Source organism: Coleofasciculus sp. (assembly GCF_046539235.1).
In the GTDB taxonomy this organism is placed as follows: Bacteria; Cyanobacteriota; Cyanobacteriia; order Cyanobacteriales; family Coleofasciculaceae; genus Coleofasciculus.
In genome coordinates this window covers 1-7,421 of sequence record NZ_JBKHHI010000333.1, presented here as the reverse complement: position 1 = coordinate 7,421, position 7,421 = coordinate 1, and the positions used below count along the sequence as shown (strand labels likewise).

The following is a 7,421-nucleotide window of genomic DNA, read 5'->3' as shown; positions in this document are numbered from 1 at the left end:
ATGGTAACTAAACCTAAAATCTTAGCCTATCTGATTAGTTTAGGACTTATATTCGGAGTTGCCGTTAATCCAGCTACGGCGAAACTATCAGAACATCAGTCCCAGAAAACGAGTCAATTTAGCAAAATTGAGCAACCGTTACTCCTGAAAGTAGGTGTTACGTTAGGAGGAGTTGTATTAATTGGTGCAGAACTTTGGTGGTTTTTATTGAGCAAACATCAATCCAACAAATCTTGAATAAGAATCGGCGAAGACAACGCTGATTTGGTTGCGACTTCCTTTTCAGGCACTCTTCGTGGCTTGGGCTTGGTAGTTTACTAGAAATAATCCTTTTGAAGATATGAGCCGAGGTGAAAAAGAGGCGCGATGAGCTTATTACTATTAGATATAGACGGTACGCTCCGGGAACCCCTCAGCGAACAGCAATACGTTCAACATCCCCAAGATCAACGCATTATTGCAGGTGTCGAGATTGCCGTTCGCGCCTACAAAGACGATTGGATTATGGTGGGTATCACTAACCAAGGCGGAGTTGCTGCTGGTCATAAGTCTATGCAAGAATGCGTTCAGGAACAACAATATACTCTTGAATTATTACCAGAACTGAGAGAAATCTACTTCTGCCCTGATTTTAAAGGTACAAAGTGTTTCCGCGTTACTCGTCATAATGTTCATAACCACAGCCAAACCAAGTGGTCTGGACAGTATCGCAAACCGCGATCAGGTATGTTGCAGCTCGCAATGGTCAGACATAAACACACTCCGTCAAATTCGTTGTATGTGGGTGATCGCCCCGAAGATGAACAAGCTGCCCAACGAGCAGGTGTTTCCTTTCAATGGGCAGGGGATTGGATTGAGCAACATCAAGACGCGATCACTGGCAATACGACAAGAGATTGTTGATATTTCCTACTACTGTTAAGGAGAATAACAAACTATTCTTTTCCTCAACGTCTCCCCATAGTATGAATGTGAACGACTGCTGAAATGCCAGAATATTAATATAATAGTTGAGTTTATTTCCACCAACCTACTTAGTACAAGATAGGCTGCAAAAATAATTGGGCGAGAGGCTGACGTTGATACCGATGTCCCGGATAATCAAGATAAGGTATCGAAACTTACCTATCAAACACTTCGAGTATTCTCTATCTAGGTTACGACTCTTAATGGCAGCATCAACTCCCCATTTCCCCGATATCCAAAACCACTGGGCGCGTTCATTTATTGAAGGGTTAGCCCAGGCGGGTATGATTAGTGGCTTTCCCGATGGGCGTTTTCGTCCTAATGATCCCATGAGTCGGGCGCAGTTTGCGGCGTTGTTGCAAAATGCTTTTTCTAAACCGAGTAAACGCCCGAATGTTCCGTTTGTCGATGTTCCCAGCAAACATTGGGCAACTGGGGCGATTGCTAAGGCGTATCAAACCGGGTTTATGTCGGGGTATCCGGGAAATCGGTTTCGCCCAGAGGCGAGTATTGCCAGAGTGGAAGTGTTGGTGTCTCTGATAACGGGATTGGAGATAACCACCAGTGGATTAACGGAGGTGAAAGCCGCCCTACCGGAACTCTATGAGGATTTTGGGGACATTCCCAACTATGCTATTGATCGGATTGCGATCGCAACCAATACAGCAATGGTGGTGAATTATCCCCAGGTTAAGCGCTTCAATCCCCTCCAAGCCGCCACTCGTGCGGATGTCGCCGCGTTTATTTACCAAGCTTTAGTCTATACCGGTCAACTCAACGCCATTGGCTCAGACTATCTTATCGTGGGTCAGAAAACCCTAAAACTGAGCCATCAACGGGAGTTTCGCGGGGTGTGGGTAGCGACTGTCTGGAACATAGATTGGCCCCCCCAACGGGGCTTATCTGTCGCCCAACAGCAACGAGAATTGTTACAAATTATTGACCGCATGGCTGAACTTAGGTTAAATGCGTTAATATTACAAGTTCGATCGACTGGTGATGCCTTTTATGCCTCTGAGTTAGAACCCTGGAGTGAATGGCTAACTGGCAGACAAGGTCAAGCTCCCGATCCTTATTATGACCCCTTAGAGTTTGCGATCGCGGCTTGTCATCAGCGCAATATTGAACTCCACGCCTGGTTTAATCCCTATCGCGCCAAAACCTCTTCCCAAAGTTCCGCCAGTGTCGCCCCTCACATTAGTGTCACTCATCCCGAATACGTGTATAAATATGGCAATCAGCAGTGGATGGACCCTGGTGTCAAAGTGGTTCAAGATTTAACCTATAACGTAATTATGGATGTCGTGCGGCGTTATGATGTCGATGGCATTCATCTGGATGATTATTTTTATCCCTATCCCATCGCGGGTGAAGAGTTCCCCGATAATCAAACATACAATGCTTATCGAGCCAAAGGCGGCACCCTTAGCCGAGGGGATTGGCGGCGGGAAAATGTGAATCAAATGGTGCAACGCCTTTATACCGGAATTCGCGCTACTAAGAAATCGGTTAAATTTAGCATTAGTCCCTTTGGCATTTACCGCCCCGGACAACCTGCCCAAATTAAAGGGTTAGATCAATATAAATACCTGTATGCTGACCCGAAAAAATGGTTAGAAGCAGGATGGATTGATTATATCGCCCCGCAATTATACTGGCGCATTGACCCCCCAGCCCAAAGTTATCCCGTTCTCCTGCAATGGTGGACTGAGAATAACCCGAAACAGCGACATATTTATCCAGGTAATCGGTTAAGTATTTTGGATGATAAAGACTGGTCTTTCTTGGAATATGAACGACAGGTTGATATTACCCGCAACTTTGCCCCCCAACTCTCCCTCGGCAATATTTTTTATAATATGAAAGTCTTTAATGAAAATCGTTTGGGAGTCGTTGAAAAATTCCAATCCTCTGTCTATAATCAACCCGCTTTATCTCCAACTATGTCATGGCTAAGTGATACACCGCCAGCGATTCCAGTTCGAGTGAGAGTGATTGGAAATAAGCTGATTTGGAATGCTGCCGTTAATGCCAAGATTCGCTCCTGGACAGTGTATCAGCAGCAAGGCGAGAACTGGAAACTGCACAAAATTTTGCCCGAAGAGACAACCGAGACAGAATTAGCACCGGGAACCTATGCGGTGTGTGCTGTAGACAAACTGGCGAATGAAAGTTTAGGAGTTGTGGCGTCTATTCAATAATGCCGATGTTAAAGGATGTCAACATTGTAGGTTGAACCCTTGGAACTTAGGCGAAGCCTTCTCGGAGAGTAATCCAACACCAATACATTCCACCAGAACATCTCTACTCTAGGAAAGATAATGAATACTGTAACCTTAAATTTAGACAGAATTCACTTAACCGACGAGCAGTTCTATCAATTATGTCAAAATAACAGCGATTTAAACTTTGAAACGACGGCAAAGGGAGACTTAATTATTATGCCACCCGTTGGCGGAGAAAGTGGAAATCGAGAAGCCGAATTAATTGTCGATTTGGGAATCTGGAACAGACAAACTCGCCTGGGTTATACCTTCAGTTCCTCCACAATATTTAAGTTACCCAATGGTGCGAAACGTTCCCCAGATGCGGCTTGGATTCGCCGAGAACCCTGGGAAGCGCTCCCCCCTGAACAACGGCGAAAATTTCCCCCGATTGCACCTGATTTTGTCATCGAATTAAGGTCAGCCACCGATGATTTGCAACCGTTACGTGACAAAATGCAAGAGTATATGGATGCTGGCGTGCTATTGGCATGGTTAATTAATCCCCAGCAGCAGCAAGTGGAAATTTATCGCCAGGGACAGCCAGTAGAAATACGAAATCTGCCGACAGAATTATCGGGTGAAGCCCTATTACCGGGATTTAGCTTGAGTTTATCTGCATATATAGATAATACGCTTGGTTAAGCCGATTGTAAACAATACCATAAACCTTATTCGGTTTTGTCCTCTGGCTTCTGCTCCTTGGCTTTTACTCTCTTCCTAACTTTACTTGGCTTCGGCTTTTTAGCTTCTGGCTTCTGCTCCTCTGTAGTCGGTTTCTGTTCTTTGGCTTCTGGCTTCTGTTCTGCTGTATTAGGCTGTTGCTCTTTCGTTTCTACCTTCTGCTCTTTGGCTTCTGGCTTTTGCTCTTCTGTACTAGGCGGTTGCTCTTTCGTTTCTACCTTCGGCTTTTTCACGTCTGGCTTCTGCCGTTTTATACTCGGCTTATGCTCTTTGCCTTCTGACTGCTGTTCTTTGGCTTCTGGCTTCTGCCTTCCCGGACTCGGCTTCTGCGGTGACTTATTCTGCCGTTTCTCCTGCTGTACGGCTGTCTTGTCCGCCTTCGACGCCTTCAAAAACTTAGGTGCTTTATCCAAGGGTGGTGCTAACAGAGCATCAAACTCAAAAAGATTCCGAGTGGGCAAAAATTTAGCCTTGACTTGAATAAATGCCGGATGTCCTTGCTCCTCTTTGGGGGTTTTGGGATTGAATCGGAATGGCTTAATCGGAGAATCTTTCCACATCAACGGTAAGTGAGACGCCTTCATAAATCTCACCTTTTGCGCTGGTTCAGCTTGCTTGATATAATCTAAGCGATCGCGATTGAAATTACGGAAAATGGAGACAACTGGTCCTCGACAGACAGGTATAAATTGCCACAAGCCACGCAGCTGAAACTCAAAATCGTCCAATTGTGCCGCAACGCCATCGGGTTCTCCTTTCGAGAATCCTACCAACTGAAAGGAAATCTGATGCGACTTGGTGCGCTGAGGAAAGTGGGTGACTCTGGGGTAAACGATTAATCGTTGAGTCGCTTCGCCAGTGTTTTTGATTTCCAGTTTCAGAGCGTTGAAAGCCTTGCGTAATCGAGATGTATAAAACAAGGGATAGTCTCGACCCGCCATAGTAAGCATAGCCCGCCCCTCGTCTGACCAGCTAACATCACCGACGACGATTCCAATCGCTTGGAAGATAATTCCATCATTTTCTGATTCCTTTGTTTCCTCCTCAGGATTGTCAGATGTTTCAGGTGTGTCAGATGTTTCAGGTGTGTCAGATGTATCCGATGTTTCAGGTGGTTCAGGTGTTTCAGGCTTTTTAGGTGTGTCAGGTGTTTCAGGTGTTGCTGTCGTCTGTTCGAGTTCTGGCTCTGTCATCATGGCTGCTGCTGACTTTTTCGTTCAGGGTAGCATTAGAAGCTATATTCCGTCGCCAATTGCGGTACGTTGATTCAATTACAACCGACTGAAATTCTTATCCCGTCGTGTTTGGACGCCTGTAAGCGGTTTGCTGGGGGCGTTGAGTCTCTGGCGAATTATGGCAATTAGTGCGGCTGCGGTTTCCAGAATGCAATTTTATGTTTGATTTACCCATTGTACTATGGCTTGGATTAACCCTTCTAAGGTATACTGTTGAGCCTCTACATCCACTCGCCCTAAGAGTTGTTGACAGGTTTTAGAGGTTTGTGGCCCAATGGAGGCAATACAGACATTTTCCAAAAGCGAGAGTGGATGATTACTGTTTTTGTCCAAAAGCTTCCTAAAATTTTTGACGGTTTTAGAACTGGCAAAGGTAATAATATTGACGGTATGATTTTGCAACGCTGCCGAAGCTGGGGGTGCTATTTCCCCTGGACAGGTTGACTGATAGGCTGATACTTCCACAATAGTAGCACCCTGGGCAGTTAAGTCTTTGACTAAAACCTCTCGTCCCCCAGTTTCTACACGCGGGAACAGGATAGTTTGTTCCGCCAGGGGTTCAGGAAAATGTTCAACTAGAGAATCGGCGACAAAATCTGGGGGAATAAAATCTGGATGTAATCCCCGTTCCTTTAAACTAGCCGCCGTTTTCTTGCCCACAACAGCAATTTTGACGCCGGATAAGGCACGACTATCTTTTCCTAGTGTCAGCAATCGTTCAAAAAAGTACTTGACGCCGTTACTTGAGGTGAGAATTAACCAATCAAAATCGGATAAATTAGTAATGGCTTGATCTAAGGCGTCCCAACTCGACGGCGGTGTAATCAACAAGGCGGGCATTTCAATCACCGTTGCACCTTCTTGTTCTAACAAGTCTCGAAATGTACTCGACTGTTGAGCCGAACGAGTGACTAAGATTGTTTGACCCTGAAGCATCTGCGGGAAACTACGTTTATTGATGTCATAGCCTATTGTCTCTTGTTTTGGGGTAAACTCGACAGGTAACTGGGGTTGCGATCGCAGATAATTTCGTAATCCTACCACTTCTCCCACGACAATCACCACCGGAGACAGGGAGACACCCGCTGTTTGCTTAACAATACTCGACAGGGTTCCCACCCAAACCTGTTGCTGAGTCTGTCCACAAGCCCTAATCACCGCCACAGGGGTTTGATCAGATTTGCCATAACGCTGTAGCTGCTGAACGATTGTGGCTAAATGACGCCCACCCATTAAAATAGCCAGAGTATCGATTCGTGCCAATGCTTCCCAGTCTAAGGCTTCGGGTTGATGTGCACTCAGGACAGCAAAACAGCGACTCAACACCGCATCCGTCAGGGGAATATCTGCCAGTAAGGGTGCAGCTAGGGCAGAGGAAATCCCCGGTACAATCTCAAAGGCGCAACCTGCATCCGTTAACGCTTGAATTTCAGATGTCGCCCGACCAAAGATAAAGGGATCACCACTTTTTAAACGGACGACTTGCTTCCCTTGTTGGCATTGTTCAACCAACAATTGATTAATCTCCGCTTGCGGAGTTGAGGGGCGCCCCCCCCGCTTTCCCACATCAAACTGGCGGCAATTTGCTGGGACTAATTGTAAAAGTTGGGCGTCTACTAAAGCGTCATAGACTAATACCTCCGCTTGACGGAGAATCTGTTGCCCGCGTAGGGTGAGGTATGCCATGCTTCCGGGTCCAGCACCGACGAGATAGACTTTACCCAAAGGGCGTCGAGAACGCCTACGTCTAGAATAATCAGGATAAAAGCTGTCCGCTGCCTGTTGATTGTTGATTCTGGATTCTTGATTAGGGTGAACCATTCTCCAATTTTAAACTGTTTTCCTAAACACATCCTCCTGAGAATCTATTATATTTCTCAGCTAGGTGATTAAAACAATCATATATAAGCAGACTGTCTTCCGGTGAATCTGAGTGGTAAAATGGACTGTCGAACGAAAAGGAAACCAATCTTATGCAATTTATTCGAGAAAAACTCTTTTCTGCACGTCCATTGCGTTTTCTCATTGCCGCTTCACTTTGCACATTTCTGTTTTTATCAAACGCTTTACCAGCGGCGGCTGTAGGTGGATCTGACAAAGGTGGCACAACCCTAGACGAAATTGTTGAGAAAGCTGAACAAGTTTTGAAACAAGAACCGCGTTCTATGCAAGAGGTGCAAGCGGAGGCGAATAACAGTACGAATACGGTTCAAGGATCAGCGAATAAAGAAAAGATGGAGCAATCTCAAGATTCTAAGTCAGGACCGGCTAT

6 protein-coding genes and 1 pseudogene are annotated in these 7,421 nt (G+C 45.7%); 5 read left to right on the top strand and 2 right to left on the bottom strand.

Translation table 11 applies throughout. The annotated features are described in order from the left end of the window. From ACLFWI_RS23030 to ACLFWI_RS23015, 4 genes and pseudogenes are all read left to right on the top strand, one after another. A pseudogene (locus ACLFWI_RS23030) lies at positions 1–237 on the top strand (cupredoxin domain-containing protein); the annotation flags it as partial. 129 nt (positions 238–366) lie between these two features. Beyond that, positions 367–903 (top strand): HAD-IIIA family hydrolase, encoded by a 537-nt coding sequence (locus tag ACLFWI_RS23025; protein ID WP_446409373.1) that lies wholly within the window; start codon positions 367–369, stop codon positions 901–903. Between the two features lie 266 nt (positions 904–1,169). Further along, on the top strand, positions 1,170–3,167 hold the full coding sequence (locus tag ACLFWI_RS23020) for a family 10 glycosylhydrolase (protein WP_446414861.1): 1,998 nt from the start codon (positions 1,170–1,172) through the stop codon (positions 3,165–3,167). A gap of 120 nt (positions 3,168–3,287) precedes the next feature. Then, entirely contained in the window at positions 3,288–3,875 is a 588-nt protein-coding gene (locus tag ACLFWI_RS23015) for a Uma2 family endonuclease (protein ID WP_446414860.1), read from the top strand. 26 nt (positions 3,876–3,901) lie between these two features. Here the strand turns inward: ACLFWI_RS23015 and ACLFWI_RS23010 are convergent, their stop codons facing one another. Next, entirely contained in the window at positions 3,902–5,110 is a 1,209-nt protein-coding gene (locus tag ACLFWI_RS23010) for a hypothetical protein (protein WP_446414859.1), read from the bottom strand. Between the two features lie 195 nt (positions 5,111–5,305). Beyond that, entirely contained in the window at positions 5,306–6,835 is a 1,530-nt protein-coding gene (gene cobA / locus ACLFWI_RS23005; protein WP_446414862.1) for a uroporphyrinogen-III C-methyltransferase, read from the bottom strand. A gap of 287 nt (positions 6,836–7,122) precedes the next feature. Here cobA and ACLFWI_RS23000 point away from each other — a divergent pair. Next, positions 7,123–7,421, top strand: a 299-nt coding sequence (locus ACLFWI_RS23000; RefSeq protein ID WP_446414858.1) for a hypothetical protein, incomplete at its 3' end; no start/stop codon positions are given.